This window comes from Streptomyces broussonetiae (assembly GCF_009796285.1).
GTDB classification, from domain to species: domain Bacteria; phylum Actinomycetota; class Actinomycetes; order Streptomycetales; family Streptomycetaceae; genus Streptomyces; species Streptomyces broussonetiae.
The window spans coordinates 2504460-2524665 of the sequence record NZ_CP047020.1; the positions used below are offsets into that span (position 1 = coordinate 2504460).

Sequence of the window (20206 nt, forward strand, 5' to 3'; positions counted from 1 at the left end):
GAAGTCCGTACCTCGTCGTTCATTCGTGGTGATCGGTGGAAAAGCCCCGCATGGGCTGATCCACTACTCAAGTGTCGCCTAGCGCCCGGTCAGGCGCCTGGCGTTTTCCAGGTGGCTGGTGAGCTGCTTCTGGATGCGCTCGGTCGCCTCGTCCAGCGCCTTGCGCGTGCGCCGCCCGGAACCGTCCCCCGCGTCGAAGGGATCGCCGAAGACGACGTCGACCCGCGAGCGCAGCGGGGGCAGTGCCTTGACGAACCGTCCCGGCCGCTCGGCACTTCCCAGTACGGCAATGGGCACGATCGGCGCCCCGCTGCGCACGGCGAAGTAGGCGAGTCCGGCGCGCAGCGAGGCGAAGTCGCCCTCGCCCCGGGTGCCCTCCGGGAAGATGCCCAGCACACCGCCGGCCTCCAGCACGCCGAGCGCCTGGCCGATGGCGGTGCGGTCGGCGGAGGCGCGGTCCACCTTCAGCTGGCCGATGCCGGTCAGGAAGGAGCCCAGCGGGCCGATGAACGCCTCCTGCTTGATCAGGAAGTGCGTCGGCCGGGGCGCCACGCCCATGACCATCGGGCCGTCGATGTTGTGGGAGTGGTTCACCGCGAAGATCACCGGGCCGGAGGCGGGGACCTTCCAGGCGCCGAGCACGCGCGGCTTCCACAGCCCGTACATCAGGCCGACGCCGATGCGCCGCCCGACGTCGGCGCCTCTCCGAGAGGGGACCGGCGGCCGGTTCACTTCCCGGCCCGCTTCTCCTCGACCAGGGTGACGACGCACTCGATGACCTGGGCGAGAGTCAGCTCGGTGGTGTCCACCTCGACCGCGTCGTCCGCCTTGGCGAGCGGCGAGGTCTTGCGGGAGGAGTCGGCCGCGTCCCGCTTGATCAGCGCCTCGCGGGTGGCGTGGACGTCGGCGCCCTTGAGCTCGCCGCTGCGGCGAGCCGCGCGGGCCTCCGGGGAGGCGGTGAGGAAGATCTTCAGGTCGGCGTCCGGGAGGACGGTCGTACCGATGTCACGGCCCTCGACCACGATGCCCCGCTCGGCGCCGGCGGCGATCGAGCGCTGCAGCTCGGTGATCAGGGTACGCACCTCGGGCACCGCGCTGACGGCGCTGACCTTGGAGGTGACCTCCTGGGTGCGGATCGGGCCGGCCACGTCGGTGCCGTCGACCGTGATGGCCGGGTGCTCCGGGTCGGTGCCGGAGACGATCTCCGGCTTGCCGGCGACGGCGGCGATGGCGGTCGGGTCCTCCAGGTCGATGCCGTTGGTCACCATCCACCAGGTGATCGCCCGGTACTGGGCACCGGTGTCCAGGTAGCTCAGGCCGAGCTGCGCGGCCACGGCCTTCGACGTGCTCGACTTGCCCGTGCCGGAGGGGCCGTCGATCGCGACGATCACGGGCTTGGCGGTCGGGGCGGCGCCGTTTTCCACGGAGGAACACCTTCCTGGTGCGGTGTGGGCGGGGTGCGGGGAGCGAGAGCGCCCTGCACAAGGTTACTGGGTGCGGGTCACTCGTCCGGACGCGTGCGCGCCCCCGGTACCCGCGCCCGGTACCGGGAGCCCCGCCGATCCACCGCCTGGAGCCCCGCCGGCCCCCGTGCCGGGTGCCCTACCGGCGCAGCGCCCAGCCCTGCTCCCGCAGTGCCTTCTTCAGTACGTCCGCCGCCCTGGGCTCGACGGAGAGCTGCATCAGACCGGCCTGCTGCCCGGTCGCGTGCTCGATGCGGACGTCCTCGATGTTGACCCCGGCCCGTCCCGCGTCGGCGAAGATGCGGGCCAGCTGGCCGGGCTGGTCGTCGATGAGTACGACGACGGTCTCGTACACGCGCGGCGCGCTGCCGTGCTTGCCGGGCACCCGCACCTGGCCCGCGTTGCCGCGGCGCAGCACGTCCCGGATGCCGGCGGTGCCCTCGTGCCGCTTGGCCTCGTCGGCGGACTGCAGGGCACGCAGGGCTTCGACGGTCTCGTCGAGGTCGGCGGCGACGTCGGCGAGCAGGTCGGCGACCGGGCCCGGGTTGGCGGACAGGATGTCGATCCACATGCGCGGGTCGGAGGCGGCGATCCGGGTCACGTCCCGGATGCCCTGCCCGCACAGCCGTACGGCGGCCTCCTCGGCGTGCTCCAGGCGCGCGGCGACCATGCTGGACACCAGGTGGGGCATGTGGGAGACGAGGGCCACGGCGCGGTCGTGGGCGTCGGCGTCCATCACGACCGGGACGGCCCGGCAGTGCGAGACCAGCTCCAGGGCGAGGTTCAGCACCTCGGTGTCGGTGTCCCGGGTCGGGGTGAGCACCCAGGGGCGGCCCTCGAAGAGATCACCGGTCGCGGCCAGCGGGCCGGACTTCTCGCGGCCGGACATGGGATGGGTGCCGAGGTACCTCGACATCAGGGACGGATCCAGGCCGAGCGCCTCCAGCTCGCGGCGCGGGCCGCCCTTGACGCTGGCCACGTCGATGTAGCCACGGGCCAGACCGCGGCGCATGGCGTCGGCGAGCACACCGGCCACGTGCGCCGGCGGTGCCGCCACGATCGCCAGGTCGACCGGGCCCTCGGGAGCCTCGTCGGTACCGGCGCCCAGCGCGGCGGCGGTACGGGCCTGCTCGGGGTCGTGGTCGTCGAGGTGGACGATGACGCCGCGCTGGACGAGGGCCAGGGCGGCGGAGGTGCCGATCAGGCCGGTGCCGATGACGAGTGCCGTTCTCACTGGGCGATGTCCTTGCGCAGGGCGGCCGCGGCGCCCAGGTAGACGTGGTTGATGTCGGCGCGGGGCGTGTCGGTCTCGATGTGGGCGAGGATGCGCACGACCCGGGGCATGGCGCCCGCTATGTCCAGTTCCTGGGCGCAGATCAGGGGGACGTCGACGATGCCGAGCTTGCGGGCGGCGGCCGCCGGGAAGTCGCTGTGCAGATCGGGGGTGGCCGTGAACCAGATGCTGATGAGGTCGTCGGCACTCAGCCCGTTGCGCTCCAGCACGGCGGTGAGCAGGGCCCCGACCTGCTCGTCCATGTGCCCGGCCTCGTCCCGCTCCAGTTGGACGGCCCCACGGACCGCTCGTACCGCCACGGCGCTGCTCCTTGCTGACGTGCGGATCTGATGTTGGTCCGTCCAGCGTAGTCAGCCGGTGCGGGCCGGGCGCACGGCGCCCGATCACTGAGACGATGCGGAACATCCGTTGTGCACTGATTTCGACCTGTACGGAGGCCGGCATGACCGAGGACGTGAGGCGGCGGACGGTTCTGGTGACGGGCGCCGCCGTGGCCCTGGCCGTACCCGTGACGGCGTGCGGCAGCAGCACCACCTCCAAGGGCACGACCAGCGTGTCCCTGGGCAGGACCACCGAGATCCCGGAGGGCGGCGGCAGGATCTTCAAGGACCAGAAGGTCGTCGTCACCCAGCCGTCCAAGGGTGACTTCAAGGCCTTCTCCGCGATCTGTACGCACGAGGGCTGCACCGTGAGCCGGGTCGCGGACGGCACCATCGACTGCCCGTGTCACGGCAGCAGGTTCCACATCGCCGACGGCTCGGTGGCCCATGGCCCGGCGGCCCGTCCGCTGCCCGCGAAGTCGATCAGGGTGGAGAACAATACGATCAAACTGACGTGAGGGTCCGCGTACGCTCCCGGCATGCGGCCCGAAACCCTGGTACGTGACCACACCGTCTACGCCTGTGTCATGGGGTCACGGGCGTTCGGCCTGGCCACGGACGCGAGCGACACCGACCGGCGGGGAGTGTTCCTCGTCCCCACCCCCCTGTTCTGGCGGTTCGACAAGCCGCCGACGCATGTGGAGGGGCCGGGCGAGGAGCAGTTCTCCTGGGAGCTGGAGCGGTTCTGCGAGCTGGCGCTGCGCGGCAATCCGAACATCCTGGAGTGTCTGCACTCCCCGCTGGTGGAGCAGGTGGACGACACGGGCCGGGAGCTGCTGTCCCTGCGCGGCGCCTTCCTCTCCCGGCGGGCGTACGACACCTTCACCCGCTACGCCCTCGGCCAGCGCAGGAAGCTCGACGCCGACATCCGTACGACGGGCGCCCCGCGCTGGAAGCACGCCATGCACCTGCTGCGGCTGCAGACGTCCGCGCGTGACCTGCTGCGCACGGGCGAGCTGCGCATCGACGTCGGCGACCAGCGCGAGCCGCTGCTCGCGGTGAAGCGCGGCGAGGTCCCCTGGGCGCGGGTGGAGGCCCGGATGGCACGGCTGGCGGCGCAGACGGAGCAGAGCCTGCACCGCACCCCGCTGCCCCCGGAGCCGGACACCGCCCGTGTGTCCGACTTCCTGTTCCGGGTACGCCGGGACTCAGCCCTGCAGGCGTACGCGGACCACGAAGTCGTGCAGGGCGTCGTACGCGCCGGGGGCGTCGGGCAGGACTGAGACGGCCTGGGCCTCGTCGAGCACGGTGTGCAGCCGCTCCACGTCGGCCTCCACGCGCGCGTGTCCGACGCCGGCCCTCCCGTGCTCCCGTTCCGCCTTGGCGGCTATCAGCTCGGGCAGATAGCCGGGGGCCTCGGCCTCGTCCAGCAGGGTGGGCAGATGGGCCTGGACCTCACCGCTGCGCATGAGGTGGATGCCGGTGAGCAGCACGCGGAACGTGTAGAGCAGCGGCTTGAGTTCGCCGGTCTTCTCGAACAGCCGCCACTGGGTCACCGCGAACCCCCGGTAGTGGTGGGCGTGATGGCTGGTGAGGACCCCGGGTGCCAGCGCGGCCAGCTCCCGGTGGGTGTCGCCGGTGTGCACGACCAGGGGCGAGAGCAGCTGCTCCAGTACATAGCCGTTGCGGCGGAGCATCAGCCGTACGAACTTGCGCAGGTCGTGGGTGACGAGGTCCAGCTCGACACCGAACCGCACCCAGGCCCGCGAGCGGGTCTCCTCCGGCTCGCGCAGTCCGACGAGGTCGGCGGCGGGCAGCAGATGGACGCCGCGCAGATCGACGTCCGAGTCCTGCGAGGGGAAGCCGTAGAGGTGGGCTCCGGAGACGGTCGCGAACAGCAGCGGATCGGGCTGTTCCGCGACCACGGGCGCGAGGTCGAGGTCTTCGATCATGGGTCCAAGCGTCCCAGAGCACTCCCAGCGCCAACAGGTCTCCCCGGTACCCGATCCGCCCGGACCGGTCGGCGGGCCGGGCGTCCGCGCGCTGTTCGTCGCTCAGGCCGGGGGCGCGGCCGCTGCGCGGCATCCGACGGCGCCTCCTTTGCCGTCACCACGACGACAAAGGAGGGGCGGTGATCACCGCAGGGCAATCCCCTACAGCTCGACTTCCTTCATCAGCATCCCGACCTCGGTGTTGGACAGCCGGCGCAGCCAGCCCGACTTCTGGTCGCCCAGGGTGATGGGGCCGAAGGAGGTGCGCACCAGCTTCTCGACCGGGAAGCCGGCCTCGGCCAGCATGCGCCGCACGATGTGCTTGCGGCCCTCGTGCAGGGTGACCTCGACCAGGTAGTTCTTGCCGGTCTGCTCCACGACCCGGAAGTGGTCCGCGCGCGCGTAGCCGTCCTCGAGCTGGATGCCGTCCTTCAGGCGCTTGCCCAGGTCACGCGGGATCGGACCCACGATGGCGGCGAGGTAGGTCTTCTTCACGCCGTACTTGGGGTGCGTGAGGCGGTGCGCCAGCTCGCCGTGGTTGGTCAGGAGGATGACGCCCTCGGTCTCGGTGTCCAGCCGGCCGACGTGGAACAGCCGCGTCTCGCGGTTGGTGACGTAGTCCCCGAGGCACTGCCGCCCTTCGGGGTCCTCCATGGTGGACACCACACCGGCCGGCTTGTTCAGCGAGAAGAACTGGTACGACTGCGTCGCGACCGTCAGGCCGTCGACCTTGACCTCGTCCTTCTCCGGGTCGACCCGGCGGCCCTGCTCGAGCACGATCTCGCCGTTGACCTCGACCCGCGCCTGTTCGATCAGCTCCTCGCAGGCCCGCCGCGAGCCGTAGCCGGCGCGCGCGAGGACCTTCTGCAGCCGCTCGCCCTCCTGCTCGGCGCCCGGGAAGGTCTTGGGCAGCTTGACGTCCTTCTTGCCCGCGTAGCGCTCCCGGTTGCGCTCCTCGACGCGCGTCTCGTACTCACGCGAGCGTGCGGGAGCCGTACGGCCGCCGCCCTGCTGGGACTGCTTGGGGCCGCCCTTGGCGCCGCCACGCGCGGAGCCGCCGCGCCCGGACTTGGGGCCGTCCTGGGAGGCGCCGGGGCCCACGTCATAGCGGCGCTCCTCGGGGCGGGGCTTGCGGGGACGGCCCTGCCCCTGCCGCTCGTCCCGGTTGTTGCCGGCGCCGCGGTAGTTACCGCGCCCGCCCTGCCCGCCACTCTTGCCGCTGCCGCTGCTTCGCATCAAAGTTCCGTCTTAGTCGTCTGCGTCCTGACCGCCGGGCGCGTCGGGCGCGTCCGGGTCGAACGACGGAACCCCTTCCTGGGTCTCGGCCTCGATCGCCTCCGCCTCCGGGAGGAAGGGCGCGAGTTCCGGAAGTTCGTCCAGGCCGCGCAGGCCCATCCGCTCCAGGAAGTAGTTCGTCGTCCTGTACAGGATCGCACCTGTTTCGGGTTCCGTGCCCGCCTCCTCGACCAGACCGCGCTGGAGCAGGGTGCGCATCACGCCGTCGCAGTTGACCCCGCGCACGGCAGAGACGCGGCTGCGGCTGACCGGCTGGCGGTAGGCGACGACCGCGAGGGTCTCCAGCGCCGCCTGAGTGAGCCGGGCGGTCTGGCCGTCCAGGACGAGCCGCTCGACGGCCGGCGCGAACTGCGCGCGCGTGGAGAAGCGCCAGCCGCCGGCGACGTAGCGCAGTTCGAAGCCGCGGCCCTGGACCGCGTACTCGTCGGCCAGCTCCCGCAGCGCGTCGGCGATCTGCCGTTTCGGCCGCTCCAGCAGCTTCGCCAGATGCTCCTCGGTCGCGGGCTCGTCCACGACCATGAGCATCGCCTCCAGGGCGGGCTTGAGGTCGAGGCCGGCGACGGCCCGCAGCGCGTCCGGGACCTCGGTGGTCTGCTCGCTCACGGCTTCTTCTCCTCCTTGGCCGGCTCGGGCGGTCGGTCGAACTCGTCGGTCACCATCGGCGCGGTGTCCGCGTCCCCGCCGGTCCAGCGCACCAGCAGCTCCCCGAGCGCGGCCTCCTGCTCCAGGGCGACGGCCTTCTCCCGGTACAGCTCCAGCAGGGCGAGGAACCGGGCGACGACGGTGAGCGTGTCGGCGGTGTCCTCGACCAGGTCCCGGAAGCTGGCCTCGCCCAGCTCCTTCAGCCGGGCGACCACGATCCCGGCCTGCTCCTGCACGCTGACCAGCGGGGCGTGGATGTGGTCGACGTAGACCTGCGGCTTGGGCCTCGGCTGCATCGCCTTGACCGCGAGCCTGGCGAAGCCCTCGGGGCCGATGCTGATGACGACCTCGGGCAGCAGCTCGGCGTACTGGGGCTCCAGACCGACGGTACGGGGGTGGCGGCGGGCCTCTTCCTCCAGGCGCGCGTTGAAGATGTCCGCGATCTGCTTGTACGCGCGGTACTGCAGCAACCGTGCGAACAGCAGGTCGCGGGCCTCCAGCAGCGCGAGGTCGGCCTCGTCCTCGACCTCGGCGGTGGGCAGCAGCCGGGCCGCCTTCAGATCGAGCAGTGTGGCGGCCACGACGAGGAACTCCGTCGTCTGGTCCAGGTCCCAGTCGGGTCCCATGGCCCGGATGTGTGCCATGAACTCGTCGGTGACCTTCGACAGGGCGACCTCGGTGACGTCCAGCTTGTGCTTGGAGATCAGCTGGAGGAGCAGGTCGAAGGGGCCCTCGAAGTTCGACAGCCGGACCTTGAAGACGCCGTCACGGACTTCTTCGGGTGCGGTTTCGACTTCGGGTCCGGACCCGGGTTCCGGTCCCGGACCCGACGCCGGGACAACCGCGGCCTCGGGCGCGGCCTCGGGCGCGGCCTCGGGCGCGGCCTCGGGCGCGGCCTCGGGCGCGGCCTCGGGCGCGGCCTCGGGCGCGGCCTCGGGCGCGGCCTCGGGCGCGGCCTCGGGCGCGGCCTCGGGCGCGGCCTCGGGCGCGGCCTCGGGCGCGGCCTCGGGCGCGGCCTCGGGCGCGGCCTCGGGCGCGGCCTCGGGCGCGGCCTCGGGCGCGGCCTCGGGCGCGAGTACCTCCGGTTCCGGAGCCGGTTCGAGCCCCGGTCCGCGTCCCAGCGCACGTCGGCGCCCCGGAGTCGGGGCGGCGGCGGAGATGGGTACGTCGGACGAGGTCATGGCCCTCGCAGGCTACCCCTACCGCCCCCGCAGCCGTCGTACGAGGATGCTCGCGTCCCCGCGGGACTCCAGGTCGGCCAGGACCACGGCCACCGCCTCGCGCACGATGCGCCCGCGGTCCACCGCCAGCCCGTGTTCACCTCGGAGCACCAGACGGGCGTGCTCGAGGTCCATCAGCTCCTCGGCGGAGACGTACACCGTGATCTTCTCGTCGTGCCGCTCCCGCCCGCTGGGCCGCCGGTTCGCCGCCGCCCGCCCCCGCTTGCGCGGCTGAGCGGCGGCGGCAGAGCCGTCCTGCGCCGCCTGCCGCCGAGCCGGGCGCGTGCGGGACTCGCCGGCCTCGGCCTGCTCGGCCTCGGCCGCGACATGCTCCGCACCCTCTCCGTCACCGCCCTGGACGGGCACCGACTGCGGTGCGTCCTCAGCGGCGGCCACGTCGTCGCTCTCCCCCGCGGGAGCCGGCACCCGGGCCTCACCGTTGGCCCCGCGGCGGGGAGTCGACGGCTGAAGCGCCATCCCCCCTGTCGTACGGAAGAGTTCGTCGGCCCCCGGCAGACTCACTCGGCGTGACACCGGGCGAGCACCTCCCTGGCGAGCTGGCGATAGGCGGCGGCACCGACGGAGTTGGACGCATAGGTGGTGATGGGCTCACCGGCGACCGTGGTCTCCGGGAAGCGGACCGTGCGGCCGATGACCGTGTGGTACACGTGGTCGTCGAAGGCCTCGACCACACGGGCCAGGACCTCACGGCTGTGGACCGTGCGCGAGTCGTACATCGTGGCGAGGATGCCGTCCAGTTCCAGCTCGGGGTTGAGCCGCTCCTGGACCTTCTCGATGGTCTCGGTCAGCAGGGCCACACCGCGCAGGGCGAAGAACTCGCACTCCAGCGGCACGATCACCTTGTGAGCGGCCGTCAGGGCGTTCACGGTGAGCAGGCCGAGCGAGGGCTGACAGTCGATGACGATGTAGTCGTAGTCGTCCATCAGCGGCTTCAGGGCGCGTTGGAGGGTCGACTCGCGGGCGACCTCGGAGACGAGCTGGACCTCGGCGGCCGACAGGTCGATGTTGGAGGGCAGCAGGTCCATGTTGGGGACCGCCGTCTTCAGCAGGACCTCGTCCGCGGACATGCCCCGCTCCATGAGCAGGTTGTAGACCGTCAGGTCGAGTTCCATCGGGTTGACACCGAGACCCACCGACAGCGCGCCCTGCGGGTCGAAGTCCACGAGCAGCACGCGCCGGCCGTACTCCGCGAGCGCGGCACCCAGATTGATGGTCGACGTCGTCTTGCCGACGCCGCCCTTCTGGTTGCACATCGCGATGATCTTCGCGGGGCCGTGGTCGGTCAGCGGGCCCGGGATCGGGAAGTACGGCAGCGGGCGTCCGGTCGGGCCGACGCGCTCACGGCGCTGGCGGGCCGCGTCGGGCGCGAGCGTCGCCGCGTACTCCGGATCGGGTTCGTACTCGGCGTCGGGGTCGTAGAAGTGCCCCTGGGGCAGTTCGTCGTAGTCGGCGAATTGGTTGTGGGGCGCGCCACTTCCGTCGCCGGCCATGGCGTTCACGTGATGGCCATCCATGCTCTGGTGTGCTGTCCGGGCGGTCTGCGGACCCGGACTCTGGTGGGCTGCGAAGGTGCGCACAGCTACGGAGCCGACAGCCTCGAATCCCTCGGAGCCCTGGCCCCGTACAGGCATTCCTGGTTGACCACCCCCGGGAGAAAATGTCGACTCATTCACAAGTCGTCTTACCTCCTTGGTGACCAGGAAACTTCTAGACAAGGTCAGCGTGGCACCATGCCGACGGTTGGCGACTCTATGGCGTGTCGGCGGTCCGCAGCAACACAATCCGCCGGACCCGGCACGATGTGTCGGCAATGAAACATCTCGCTGTCAAGGGCGTACGACCGTCGCACAGCAGGTTTCACCGGTGTGCGAATCGGTCGAAGCGTTACGTTCGAGGCGAGTTGACCGAGAGCCGCAAAGTGACCATACACACATCCGGCCGGACCTTGTCGGGCAAGGTCCGGCCGGGTGCGCGCTGTTGACGAGACGTGTTGACGAATCGCCTTTTACCTCTGGGTGACTTAGCGACTCACGAGGTCACGGGTCGGTCGGGGCTCAGCCGAGCAGCGAGTCCAGCTCGACGTGCTCCAGGCCGTGGGCCTCGGCGACCTCCTTGTAAACGACCTTGCCGTCATGGGTGTTGAGACCCTTGGCGAGCGCGGCGTCGCGGCGCAGCGCCTCGACCCAGCCGTTGTTGGCCAGCGAGACGATGTACGGCATCGTGGCGTTGGTGAGGGCGTTGGTGGAGGTGTTGGGCACACCGCCCGGCATGTTGGCCACGCAGTAGAAGACCGAGTTGTGGACCGTGAAGGTCGGCTCGGCGTGCGTGGTGGGACGGGAGTCCTCGAAGCAGCCGCCCTGGTCGATCGCGATGTCGACAAGCACACTTCCCGGCTTCATGCGGGACACCAGCTCGTTGGTGACGAGCTTGGGGGCCTTGGCGCCCGGGATGAGGACCGCGCCGATGACGAGGTCGGCCTCCAGGACGGCCTTCTCCAGCTCGAAGGCGTTGGACATGATCGCCTTGACCTTCGTACCGAAGATCTTGTCGGCCTCGCGCAGCTTGTTGATGTCGCGGTCGAGCAGGGTCACCTCGAAGCCCATGCCGACGGCGACCTGGGTGGCGTTCCAGCCCGAGACACCGCCGCCGATGACCACGCACTTGGCCGGGGTCACTCCCGGGACGCCGCCCGGCAGCACGCCACGGCCGCCGGCCGCGCGCATCAGGTGGTAAGCGCCGACCTGCGGGGCAAGACGGCCCGCGACCTCGGACATCGGGGCGAGCAGCGGCAGCGCGCGGTTCGGCAGCTCGACGGTCTCGTAGGCGATGGCCGTGGTGCCGGACTCGATGAGCGCGTCCGTGCACTCCTTGGACGCGGCCAGGTGCAGGTAGGTGAAGAGGATCTGGTCCTTGCGGAGACGGTGGTACTCCTCCGCGATGGGCTCCTTGACCTTCAGCAGCAGGTCGGCGGTGGCCCAGACCTCGTCGGCGGTGTCGAGGATCGCGGCACCGGCGGAGACGTACTCCTCGTCCGTGATCGAGGAGCCGAGGCCGGCGCCCCGCTCGATGACGACCTGGTGGCCGTTGCGCACCAGCTCGTGCACACCGGCGGGGGTGATGGCCACCCGGAACTCGTTGTTCTTGACCTCGCGGGGGATGCCGACCTTCACGTCGATCACGGTCCTTGGCTCAGAGGGTATGGGGGGTGCATTACAAGACATACCCAGGCATGCAGGGCACACCGGGAGACACCGCAGGGGAAAGCGCGGCAGAGCCAGTTTAATGAAGGTGTTCCGCCTGTCTAGCCTTTCATTGCATCAATCTTCGTTGGATGCACTACGGATTTCGCAGGCGTTCCTGTCTTGTTCCGACCTTGTGTCGCCCTCCGGGGCCTCCTCACCCAGCATGCGCTCGGCCGCCGTGCGGTGCAGGCGGGCGGCGGCGTGGTCGCCGAGGTGCTGCAGGGTGTCGGCGAGCCTGAGCTGCAGCGCGGCCTGCAGCCGGACGTCCTCGGCGCGCCGGGCCCACTCCACCGCTTCCTGGCACGTCCGCAGCGATTCCTCGAACCGTCCCGCGTACTCCTGCACCCGGGCCAGCTCGCTCAACGCCCGGGCTTGGGCGGCCAGATCGCCGCCCTTGCGGTAGCCGACGACGGCAGCCCGCCAGTTCCTGAGGGCCTCGCCGTAGCGGCCCGCATACGTGTGGGCGGTGGCGATCCGGCCGTACAGCCGGGCGGCCTGCTCGCGCTCGCCCCGGGCCAGCCGTTCGGCCAGGGCCCGGCCGAACCAGTCGGCGGCCCGGTCGTAGTCGGCCAGCTCCTGATACGCCCCACCTACGGATTCCATTGCGCGACCGGTCGCATACGGGTCATTTGCTCTGCGTCCGGCCTCCAATGCCGACCGGTATCGTGCCAGCGCGTCCCGGGTGCGGCCGGTCTGCGCGTCCACGTCGCCCAGGTTCAGCAGGGCTGCGGCCTCCTCCCGGGGCAGCCCGCGCCGCTCGGCGACATCGAGGACGAGGCTGTGCAGGCCGTACAGGTCGGGCGCGGCGGCCTGCGTGCCCTCATGCGCCACCAGGGCCCTGACCAGCTGGGACATCAGTCGCCGGGCGAGGGTGTCCAGCTCGCCGTCTGCCACCGCGAGCCGCGCCGAGGCCAGCAGGGCGGGACGGCGCACGCGCAGCCAGTCGGCGGCCGCCCTGGGGTTCGGGAAGCGCACCTCGCGGGGCATGGCGTTCAGCTTCTCGCGGGCCTGCGGGCTGTCCGTCTCGGTGATCGCCCGGCAGGCCTGCAGCAGCCGTACCGTCCGCTCCAGCATCCGGGCCCGGGCCAGCTGCAGCTCCGCGGGCCGCTCCTGGCTCTGGGCGAGGGCACGCAGATGCGGGTGCAGACAGCCGGGGACCTCGTACTGGGGCAGCGGGGAGCCGGCCGCACGCAGCAGGCCGAGGGCGACGAGGTCGTCCAGGGCGGCGCGGGCGAAGCCGACCGAGCAGCCCGCGAGCGCCGAGGCGGTGTGCGGGTCGACCAGGCCGGCCGGGGCGAGCGCGAGCAGCCGCAGGATCCGGGCGGCCGGACCGGGCAGCTCGTCGTACACATGCCGGAAGACCCGGGCCGGTGGGGTGCCGTCCGTGCCGTCGTCGGGGGCCGCGTGCAGCCGTTTGGCGAGGTCGGAGACGGCGGCCTTGGGGCGGGCGGCGAGCCAGCCGCCGGCCAGGACCAGCGCGGCCGGATGGCCCTGGCAGGCCTCCGCCAGGCTCTCGGCGGCACGTGGGTCGACCGTGATGCGGACCGAGCCGGTGTGGCGGGTGAGCAGTTCCACCGCGGACTTGGTGTCGAGACCGCCGACGGTGCAGGGACGGACGTCCGCGATACCCGTGAGCGGGCCCTTGGAGACGGCCACCACCAGGCAGTCCGGGGTGTCGGGCAGCAGCGCGTCGACCTGCTCGGCGCCGGCCGCGTCGTCCAGGAGCAGCAGCGAGCGCCGGTCGGCCAGGGCGGTGCGCAGGGCCTCGGTGAGGTCGTCCTCGGCGGCGCCGGCCGCAGCGGGCAGCTCCAGCGCGGTGAGCAGCTCGCGGGCGGTGCGCTCGACGGGGACGGGGGTGCCGTCGGGCTCGCTGAGCCGGGCGCGCAGCACCCCGTCGGGGTAACGGGCGGCGACCTGCCGTACGAGTTCCTCGGCGAGCGCGGTCCGGCCGGAACCGGGGCGGCCCGCGATCAGGAGCACGCGCGCGCGGGGCGCCTTGCGGCCGGAGAGGGTGTCCAGGCCCGCGCGCTCGATGTCGGCGCGCAGCTCCTTCAACTCCCTTGTACGGCCCAGGAAATGGTCTTCCGTGACCTCGTGCGCCGACAGTCGCACCCCGCCTGTGTCCACCACCTGATCCGTCACGGGCCACACTCCCGTCCCACCGCACGCGCAAGCCCGCCGGATCTTCCGAGACGGGCGCTTCAGAGCCTAGTTCACGCTCTGCGACGTCCTGTGTGGAGCGCGGCGCACAGATCCCCTGATCGGAACAGGCGATCGTCACACCACTGGGCCGGACGGGTGCCGACCCGGATCGCCGCATGCCCCGGACGGGTGGCTCAGGAGCTGAAGGGGCGGGCCGGCCAGGAGGCGTCGGCCGGGCGCAGGGCGTCGAGTCCGTCGCCGCCACGGGCGGCCACCAGCGAGAGCACGCCGACGACCAGGCAGTTGTTGTGCACGTCCCCGGCCAGGACGCGGCGCACCAACTCCTCGACCGGCACGCGCGCGTAGCTCATGTCGGTCTCCTCGTCCTCTGCCTCGAACCGCTCGCCCTCGGCCTCCGACAGCTCACGGGCGAGGAAGATCCGTACGGCCTCGTCGCAGCCACCGGGCGTGGTGTACACATCGGTCAGCACCCGCCAGTCCTCGGCCTTGACGTGCGCCTCCTCGTACAGCTCGCGCTGGGCCGCGTGCAGCGGGTTCTCGCCGGGGACGTCGAGCAGGCCGGCCGGGATCTCCCACAGCTTGTGCCGCACCGGGTGGCGGTACTGGTTGATCAGCAGGACCCGGTCGTCCCCGTCCAGGGCGAGGACGGCGACCGAGCCGGGGTGGACCTGGTAGTCGCGGCGGGCGACCGAGCCGTCGGGCATGACCACGTCGTCCGTGCGCACGGAGGTCTTGTTGCCCACGAAGGGGGTCTCCGTGGCCCGGATCTCCCACTCCTCGGGGGTGTCCTTGATCGTCATGCCCTGTCCTTCCACACATGCACAAGCGGCCGGGGCGCGGTCGTGATGAACCCGCGCGCCCCGGCCACCGTACAGCTCTTGTGCTACTTGGCGATCTTCCGCTCGACGGCCGCCTTCACCAGGCCCGCGAAGAGCGGGTGCGGGCGGGTCGGCCGGGAGCGCAGCTCCGGGTGCGCCTGCGTGGCGACCAGGTAGGGGTGCACGTCGCGGGGGTACTCGACGTACTCCACGAGCTTGCCGTCGGGCGACGTGCCGGAGAACAGGATGCCGGACTTCTTCTCCAGCTCCACGCGGTAGGCGTTGTTGACCTCGTAGCGGTGGCGGTGGCGCTCCTCGACGTACTCCTTGCCGTCGTACACCTCGCGCACGATCGAGCCCTCGCCGAGCTTGGCCGGGTACATGCCGAGCCGCATGGTGCCGCCCATGTCGCCCTCACCGGCGACGATGTCCATCTGCTCGGCCATGGTGGAGATGACCGGGTGGGCGGTGGCCGGGTCGAACTCGGTGGAGTTGGCGTCCGGGATGTCGGCCAGGTTCCGCGCCGCCTCGATCACGATGCACTGCAGGCCGAGGCAGAGGCCGAGCAGCGGGATCTTGTTCTCGCGGGCGAACTTGATCGCGCCGACCTTGCCGAGCACACCGCGGTCGCCGAAGCCGCCGGGGATGCAGATGCCGTCGACGTCACCGAGCTGGGCCTTGGCGCCGGCCGGGGTCTTGCAGTCGTCCGAGGTGACCCACTTGATCTTCACGCGGGCCTTGTTGGCGAAGCCGCCCGCGCGCAGCGCCTCGGTGACCGACAGGTAGGCGTCGGGCAGGTCGATGTACTTGCCGACCAGCGCGAGGGTGATCTCGTGGTCGGGGTTGTGGACGCGGTCCAGCAGGTCGTCCCAGGTCGTCCAGTCGACGTCACGGAACGGCAGGTCGAGCTTGCGCACCACATAGGCGTCCAGGCCCTCGGCGTGCACGACCTTGGGGATGTCGTAGATGGAGCGGGCGTCGGGGCAGGCGACGACGGCGGCCTCGTCGACGTCGCACATCAGCGAGATCTTGCGCTTGATGGCGGTCGGGACCTCACGGTCGCAGCGCAGCACGATGGCGTCCGGCTGGATACCGATGTTGCGCAGCGCGGCGACGGAGTGCTGGGTCGGCTTGGTCTTCAGCTCACCCGACGGGCCGATGTACGGCAGCAGGGAGATGTGGACGACGAAGACGTTGTCCCGGCCGACCTCGTGGCGGACCTGGCGCACGGTCTCCAGGAACGGCAGCGACTCGATGTCGCCGACCGTGCCGCCGACCTCGGTGATGACGACGTCCACCTCGTCCGTGGCCATACGCCGGATGCGGTGCTTGATCTCGTTGGTGATGTGCGGGATGACCTGCACGGTGTCGCCCAGGTACTCGCCGCGCCGCTCCTTGGCGATCACGGTCGAGTACACCTGTCCTGTAGTGACATTGGCGGTGCCGTCCAAGTCACGGTCGAGGAAACGCTCGTAGTGTCCGATGTCAAGGTCGGTCTCGGCACCGTCATTGGTGACGAAGACCTCACCGTGCTGGAAGGGGTTCATCGTGCCCGGATCGACGTTCAGATACGGATCCAGCTTCTGCATCACGACGCGCAGGCCACGGGCCTTGAGCAGCATGCCCAGGCTGGAGGCGGTGAGGCCCTTGCCGAGCGAGGAGGCGACACCCCCGGTGACGAAGATGTGCTTGGTCGTCGTGGATTTCGGCGGCATGGCCAAGAGGGGGCTCCCGTGGTCGCTGTCTGTCGTGCGGTGCGGCTGCCGGCCCGGAAACCGCTGCGCTTCCGAGCGGGGACGCCGTCGCTGCGGTTCCGGGGACCCCTCTTGTTTTTCCTTCGGGGGCCCACCGGTCCACGGGCTACCAGGGTATCAGCGCATCGGCACGATGGCGGACGGCCACGCTCCGCGCCCGCCCGGGCACAGGGTGGTGTGCCGCCGTAACCACAGATACGCGCCGGTCACATGGTCATCACCCGCTGCTCACTCATTCGGCCCACACGGGTTGCCCGGAGCGGCACGCAGATCATCTACGTGCGTCGTATCCTGCTCGGACATTCGCTGCCGAGCCCGGCCGGAACGACGGCACACCCCCGCCGACAGGCCCCGGAACAACGAGAGCGCGGCAGTTCGTTGAGTATGGACTGTCCGTTTTGCCTCAGGGTTCGGCGGACTGCTTCGCTTCACCGCTCAACGACGCACAACAACGACCCCTTGACCGCATCAGCGACAGCCCCCTGCGCGGGGGTGACGTGGCCGTTCGACTGGAGTTGCACGTGGCCGGGCGCATCGAAGACTACGCACTCATCGGAGACATGCAGACCGCAGCACTGGTCTGCCGGGACGGCACGGTGGACTGGCTGTGCCTGCCCCGCTTCGACTCGCATGCCATCTTCGCCGGCCTGCTGGGCACCGAGGAGCACGGCTTCTGGCGGCTCGGCCCGGCGCACGCGGCCGACGCGAAGCCGCCGACGGCCACCCGGCGCGGCTACCGCGGGGACTCGCTGGTCCTGGAGTCGGAGTGGGACACCCCGCGCGGCACCGTGCGCGTGACGGACTTCATGCCTCCGCGTGACGGCGCGCCGCAGCTGATCCGGATCGTGGAGGGCGTCACCGGCCGGGTGCCGATGCGCTCGGCCCTGCGGATGCGGTTCTCCTACGGCCGGGTGGTGCCCTGGGTGCACAAGCACGAGGGCCGTACGGTGGCCGTCGCCGGGCCGGACTCGGTGTGGTTCGACACCGAGGCGGAAACCTACGGAAAGTCGCTGACGACGTACGCGGACTTCACGGTCGGCCCGGGTGACCGGATCGCGTTCACCATCTCGTGGCAGCCCTCGCACCGGGAGCCGCCGCCGCTGCCGGAGCCGGAGGCCTCGCTGGAGGCCACGGAGGAGTTCTGGCGCGAGTGGGTGGAGCACTGCACGTACCACGGGCCGTACCGCGAAGCGGTGATCCGCTCGCTGATCACCCTGAAGGCGCTGACGTACGCCCCGACGGGCGGCATCGTCGCCGCGCCGACGACCTCCCTGCCGGAGGACATCGGCGGGGTGCGCAACTGGGACTACCGCTACACCTGGCTGCGGGACGCGGCGATCACCCTGTCGTCGCTGCTGCGCACCGGCTACCGCGAGGAGGCCCGCGCATGGCGCGAGTGGCTGCTGCGCGCGGTCGCGGGCGACCCGGAGAACCTGCAGATCATGTACGGCATCGCCGGTGAGCGCGAGCTGGGCGAGGCCGAGCTGGACTGGCTGCCGGGCTACGAGCACTCGGCCCCCGTGCGGGTCGGCAACGGCGCCGCCCACCAGCTCCAGCTGGACGTGTACGGCGAGGTCATCGAGGCCCTGCACCTGGCGCACATGACGGGCCTGGCCCGCAACGACTACGCCTCCCTGCTCCAGCTCAAGCTGATCCGCTACCTCGAGGACCACTGGCAGGAGCCGGACGAGGGCATCTGGGAGGTGCGCGGCCCGCGCCGGCACTTCGTGCACTCCAAGGTGATGGCCTGGGTCGCCGTCGACCGCACGATCAAGCTGATCGAGTCCGGGGACGCGGACGGCCCGCTGGAGCGCTGGAAGGAGCTGCGCGACGACATCCACCGGGACGTGTGCGAGAAGGGCTACGACAAGGAGCGCAACACCTTCACGCAGTCCTACGGCTCCCAGGAGCTGGACGCCTCGCTGCTGCTGATCCCCCAGATGGGCTTCCTGCCGCCGGACGACAAGCGTGTGATCGGCACGATCGAGGCGATCCAGCGCGAGCTGTCCACCACGGACGGGTTCATCCTGCGCTACCCGACGGAGGGCGAGCACGAGGGCGTCGACGGCCTGCCCGGGGACGAGGGCGCCTTCCTGGCCTGCTCCTTCTGGATGGCGGACGACCTGGCGATGATCGGCCGCGTGGACGAGGCCCGCAAGCTGTTCGAGAAACTCCTCGCGCTGCGCAACGACCTCGGTCTGCTCGCCGAGGAGTGGGACCCTCGCCTGCAGCGCCAGGTCGGCAACTTCCCGCAGGCCTTCAGCCACGTTCCGCTGATCGACACGGCCCTGCGGCTGACGGCCTCGGGCGCGTACGGCGGCTGAGCCCTCCGGCCACCGTCCCGGGCACGCCTCGTGCGTTTTCACGACGCGCACGGTGATCGGTGTGGTGAGGCTGCAGCGCGCCGGGGCGGGCCGCGGGGCGCAGACCGTCCGGTTCGTGCCGACGAGCGGGATGCGGTGGCGGCCGAGAAGGCCGATCCGGGCCTGGAGGCGATCGCCCGGTCCGGCACGGAGACCCGCCGTCCGGATGCGCGCCTAGGCTGGAACCGGAAGAAGGCCCCTTCCGGAAAGGGGGCGGTCGTGACTTCCCCTTCGAAGGCGCGCACGGCCCTGACCGCGCTCCGCGAGGATCTGTCCGGCGAGGTGTTCGCCCCGGGGGATGCGGGTTACGACGAGGCCCGGACCGTGTTCAACGCGCTGGTCGACCGGCACCCGGCCGTGATCGCCCGGTGCGCGGACGTGGCCGACGTGGTGCGGGCTGTGCGGTTCGGACGGGAGCTGGACCTGCACATCGCGGTGCGCGGCGGCGGGCACGGCATGTCCGGGGCAGCCGTGGGCGACGGTGCGCTCGTGGTGGATCTGCGCCGGATGCACCGGGTCACGGTCGACCCGGCGGACGAGGCGGTCCGGGTCGAGGGCGGAACCACGATGAGCCGGCTGGACCGGGCCGCCCAGCCCTACGGCCTCGCGACCACCGGCTGCCGGGAATCGTCCACCGGTGTCGCCGGGTTCGTCCTCGGCGGCGGCACCGGCTGGCTGGACCGCGCCTTCGGGCTCGCCGTCGACAACCTCATCGGTGTGGAGCTGGTGAGCGCCGACGCCGAGCGGGTGCACGCGAACGCCGACGAGAACCCCGAGCTGTTCTGGGCGCTGCACGGCGGCGGCGGCAACTTCGGCGTGGCCACCGCGCTCACCCTGGAACTGCACGAACTGCCGGAGTTCGCCGTCGCCCTGCTGCTGTACCGGCCCGAGTCCGGTCCTCGGGTGGTGCGCGCCTTCCGCGAGATCCTCACCACCGGACCCGACGAGGCGGGCGGGGCGGTGCTGTACCTCACCGGTCCGCCGGCGCGGTACGTACCGGAGCAGCTGGTGGGCAGGCCGCTGTGCGCGGCGCTGCTGACGTACGCCGGACGCGAGGAGCACCTGCGAAGGCTCGCCGAGCCGCTGCTCGCGCTGCCGCACGAGGCACAGCTCGTCGGGGCCGTGCCGTACGCCGACGCGCAGTGCCTGCTCGACGCCGCGCCGGGGATGCGCACCCACTGGTCGGCGGAGTGTCCGAGCGGGCTGCCGGACGAGCTGGTGGACGTCTTCTGCGCCCGCGCGGGCGCCCTGCCGGTGCCGAGCGGCAGCCGCCATGTCCTGTTCCCGCAGGGAGGGGCCGTCGCGGCCGGTCCGAGGGGGTTCCCGGTGCCCTTCCGGGACGCGCCCTGGCTGGTGCACCCGTTCGGCAGTTGGGCGGACCCGGCCGACGACGAGCGGTGCACCGCCTGGGTGCGGGCGGCGCTCGCCGACGTACGGCCCTGGAGCACCGGCGCCGCCTGCCTCAACCTGATAGGGGACGAGGGCCCCGAGCGCGTCCGGGCGGGCCTGGGCGCCGGGAACATCCTGCGCCTGGAGAAGATCAAACGGCGCTGGGATCCCGACAACGTCTTCCGCTTCGACCGCAACGTCCGACCGGTGTAGCCCGGGGCCGAACCGGT

The 20206-nt window shown here is 71.4% G+C and carries 18 protein-coding genes; 4 read left to right on the plus strand and 14 right to left on the minus strand.

Going from position 1 to position 20206, the window contains the following annotated elements; all coding sequences use genetic code 11:
* Window positions 1-78: 78 nt before the first annotated feature.
* The 4 genes from GQF42_RS11565 to aroH all read right to left on the minus strand — a co-directional run bounded on the left by GQF42_RS11565 (window position 79) and on the right by aroH (window position 3056).
* Window positions 79-666: a lysophospholipid acyltransferase family protein gene (locus GQF42_RS11565; protein ID WP_233273763.1), complete on the minus strand. Its 588-nt coding sequence runs from the start codon at window positions 664-666 to the stop codon at window positions 79-81.
* A 62-nt stretch (window positions 667-728) separates the two neighbouring features.
* Window positions 729-1424: a (d)CMP kinase gene (gene cmk / locus GQF42_RS11570; protein ID WP_158919547.1), complete on the minus strand. Its 696-nt coding sequence runs from the start codon at window positions 1422-1424 to the stop codon at window positions 729-731.
* A 178-nt stretch (window positions 1425-1602) separates the two neighbouring features.
* The gene (locus GQF42_RS11575; RefSeq protein ID WP_158919548.1) at window positions 1603-2697 is read right to left on the minus strand and encodes a prephenate dehydrogenase; all 1095 of its coding nucleotides are present in this window, start codon (window positions 2695-2697) and stop codon (window positions 1603-1605) included.
* Window positions 2694-3056: a chorismate mutase gene (gene aroH, locus GQF42_RS11580; RefSeq protein WP_158919549.1), complete on the minus strand. Its 363-nt coding sequence runs from the start codon at window positions 3054-3056 to the stop codon at window positions 2694-2696. The genes GQF42_RS11575 and aroH overlap by 4 nt, the downstream gene beginning before the upstream one ends.
* Before the next feature lie 143 nt (window positions 3057-3199).
* Here aroH and GQF42_RS11585 point away from each other — a divergent pair, with 143 nt between their 5' ends.
* Window positions 3200-3595 carry a Rieske (2Fe-2S) protein gene (locus GQF42_RS11585; protein WP_158919550.1) on the plus strand — a complete coding sequence of 132 codons (396 nt, stop codon included), beginning with the start codon at window positions 3200-3202 and terminating at the stop codon, window positions 3593-3595.
* A gap of 21 nt (window positions 3596-3616) precedes the next feature.
* On the plus strand, window positions 3617-4360 hold the full coding sequence (locus tag GQF42_RS11590) for a nucleotidyltransferase domain-containing protein (RefSeq protein WP_158919551.1): 744 nt from the start codon (window positions 3617-3619) through the stop codon (window positions 4358-4360).
* On the opposite strand, the gene GQF42_RS11595 is transcribed toward GQF42_RS11590, so the two are convergent.
* The 10 genes from GQF42_RS11595 to GQF42_RS11640 form a co-directional block, all read right to left on the minus strand.
* Entirely contained in the window at window positions 4286-5029 is a 744-nt protein-coding gene (locus GQF42_RS11595) for a nucleotidyltransferase domain-containing protein (RefSeq protein WP_158919552.1), read from the minus strand. The two genes, GQF42_RS11590 and GQF42_RS11595, sit on opposite strands and share 75 nt — an antisense overlap.
* Before the next feature lie 201 nt (window positions 5030-5230).
* Window positions 5231-6304, minus strand: coding sequence for a pseudouridine synthase (locus GQF42_RS11600; protein ID WP_158919553.1), 1074 nt, complete (start codon window positions 6302-6304; stop codon window positions 5231-5233).
* A gap of 12 nt (window positions 6305-6316) precedes the next feature.
* Window positions 6317-6967 carry an SMC-Scp complex subunit ScpB gene (gene scpB, locus GQF42_RS11605; RefSeq protein WP_158919554.1) on the minus strand — a complete coding sequence of 217 codons (651 nt, stop codon included), beginning with the start codon at window positions 6965-6967 and terminating at the stop codon, window positions 6317-6319.
* Entirely contained in the window at window positions 6964-8187 is a 1224-nt protein-coding gene (locus GQF42_RS11610) for a segregation and condensation protein A (RefSeq protein WP_199272650.1), read from the minus strand. Before GQF42_RS11610 ends, scpB begins: the two co-directional genes overlap by 4 nt.
* 18 nt (window positions 8188-8205) lie before the next feature.
* Window positions 8206-8760 (minus strand): hypothetical protein, encoded by a 555-nt coding sequence (locus GQF42_RS11615; protein ID WP_158919555.1) that lies wholly within the window; start codon window positions 8758-8760, stop codon window positions 8206-8208.
* Complete coding sequence (locus GQF42_RS11620) at window positions 8745-9878, minus strand: ParA family protein (RefSeq protein ID WP_158919556.1); 1134 nt, start codon at window positions 9876-9878, stop codon at window positions 8745-8747. Before GQF42_RS11620 ends, GQF42_RS11615 begins: the two co-directional genes overlap by 16 nt.
* Before the next feature lie 423 nt (window positions 9879-10301).
* The gene (gene ald, locus GQF42_RS11625) at window positions 10302-11417 is read right to left on the minus strand and encodes an alanine dehydrogenase (RefSeq protein WP_158930038.1); all 1116 of its coding nucleotides are present in this window, start codon (window positions 11415-11417) and stop codon (window positions 10302-10304) included.
* Between the two features lie 147 nt (window positions 11418-11564).
* Complete coding sequence (locus GQF42_RS11630; protein ID WP_158919557.1) at window positions 11565-13631, minus strand: tetratricopeptide repeat protein; 2067 nt, start codon at window positions 13629-13631, stop codon at window positions 11565-11567.
* A gap of 194 nt (window positions 13632-13825) precedes the next feature.
* Window positions 13826-14452 (minus strand): NUDIX domain-containing protein, encoded by a 627-nt coding sequence (locus GQF42_RS11635; RefSeq protein ID WP_158919558.1) that lies wholly within the window; start codon window positions 14450-14452, stop codon window positions 13826-13828.
* An 83-nt stretch (window positions 14453-14535) separates the two neighbouring features.
* Complete coding sequence (locus GQF42_RS11640) at window positions 14536-16185, minus strand: CTP synthase (protein ID WP_158919559.1); 1650 nt, start codon at window positions 16183-16185, stop codon at window positions 14536-14538.
* A 560-nt stretch (window positions 16186-16745) separates the two neighbouring features.
* Here GQF42_RS11640 and GQF42_RS11645 point away from each other — a divergent pair.
* Both GQF42_RS11645 and GQF42_RS11650 read left to right on the plus strand, forming a co-directional pair.
* Window positions 16746-18548, plus strand: a complete 1803-nt coding sequence (locus GQF42_RS11645; protein WP_158930040.1) for a glycoside hydrolase family 15 protein — start codon at window positions 16746-16748, stop codon at window positions 18546-18548.
* A gap of 258 nt (window positions 18549-18806) precedes the next feature.
* The gene (locus GQF42_RS11650; protein WP_158919560.1) at window positions 18807-20189 is read left to right on the plus strand and encodes an FAD-binding oxidoreductase; all 1383 of its coding nucleotides are present in this window, start codon (window positions 18807-18809) and stop codon (window positions 20187-20189) included.
* Window positions 20190-20206: the final 17 nt, after the last annotated feature.

Coding starts and splice junctions, on each gene's coding strand:
- GQF42_RS11565 (WP_233273763.1), bottom strand. CDS start 666: ATGTACGGGCTGTGGAAGCCGCGCGTGCTCGGCGCCTGGAAGGTCCCC.
- GQF42_RS11585 (WP_158919550.1), top strand. CDS start 3,200: ATGACCGAGGACGTGAGGCGGCGGACGGTTCTGGTGACGGGCGCCGCC.
- GQF42_RS11590 (WP_158919551.1), top strand. CDS start 3,617: ATGCGGCCCGAAACCCTGGTACGTGACCACACCGTCTACGCCTGTGTC.
- GQF42_RS11595 (WP_158919552.1), bottom strand. CDS start 5,029: ATGATCGAAGACCTCGACCTCGCGCCCGTGGTCGCGGAACAGCCCGAT.
- GQF42_RS11600 (WP_158919553.1), bottom strand. CDS start 6,304: ATGCGAAGCAGCGGCAGCGGCAAGAGTGGCGGGCAGGGCGGGCGCGGT.
- GQF42_RS11610 (WP_199272650.1), bottom strand. CDS start 8,187: ATGACCTCGTCCGACGTACCCATCTCCGCCGCCGCCCCGACTCCGGGG.
- GQF42_RS11620 (WP_158919556.1), bottom strand. CDS start 9,878: ATGCCTGTACGGGGCCAGGGCTCCGAGGGATTCGAGGCTGTCGGCTCC.
- GQF42_RS11635 (WP_158919558.1), bottom strand. CDS start 14,452: ATGACGATCAAGGACACCCCCGAGGAGTGGGAGATCCGGGCCACGGAG.
- GQF42_RS11640 (WP_158919559.1), bottom strand. CDS start 16,185: ATGCCGCCGAAATCCACGACGACCAAGCACATCTTCGTCACCGGGGGT.